Origin of the sequence: Vibrio sp. OPT20 (genome assembly GCF_963889365.1) — a bacterium.
GTDB lineage: Bacteria > Pseudomonadota > Gammaproteobacteria > Enterobacterales > Vibrionaceae > Vibrio > Vibrio splendidus.
The window spans coordinates 327601-328153 of sequence record NZ_CAWPOA010000101.1; the positions used below are offsets into that span (position 1 = coordinate 327601).

Below are 553 nucleotides of genomic sequence, written 5' to 3' on the forward strand. Positions count from 1 at the left end.
ACCAGTTTACTCATCTGGATTTTACGCTTGACGCCAATACCCTTGAAGAGAACGAAGCGAACCAGTTTTTGGCCAACTATCAAGATTTGCTTAGCGAATGGCAAAACAATACGGACACGTTAAACGCCGAAACACAGCTTCAAAAATATGAACTGGCAGTCTCTTTGATACCCAGCAGTTATAGCGCTGTTGAAATAGCATCAGTCAAAGCCGACCTTCAAGAGGCCTACTTAGATGAAACGCAGGCCAGCAACATTGCCGCGCGAGAACAGCAAGTCGCGCAACAGCAACAAACCGTGATGAGTTATCACGAGCAACTGGATCAGCTCAAAGCGGCCTTAGACTTTCAGCGAACCTCAAGTTATGCCACTTGGACTCAACAAGATTGGGACAGTTATTATCAACAACAAGTCACCGATTTCAGGGAGCAGTTCTTTAGCAAGTAACGCCTTAACCTTGCGAATCCCCTCATAATTAGGCATAAAAACAATGAGGTAGACGCGCATCGCCGTCTTTGATCTAATGAATATCGCTGAACACACATTTCGAACAA

Annotated in this window: 1 pseudogene; it reads left to right on the top strand. The window is 45.0% G+C overall.

The features are described from left to right. Window positions 1-446 (top strand): annotated as a pseudogene (locus tag AACR09_RS21705) (chromosome partitioning protein ParA); the annotation flags it as partial. Between the last annotated feature and the right edge of the window lie 107 nt (window positions 447-553).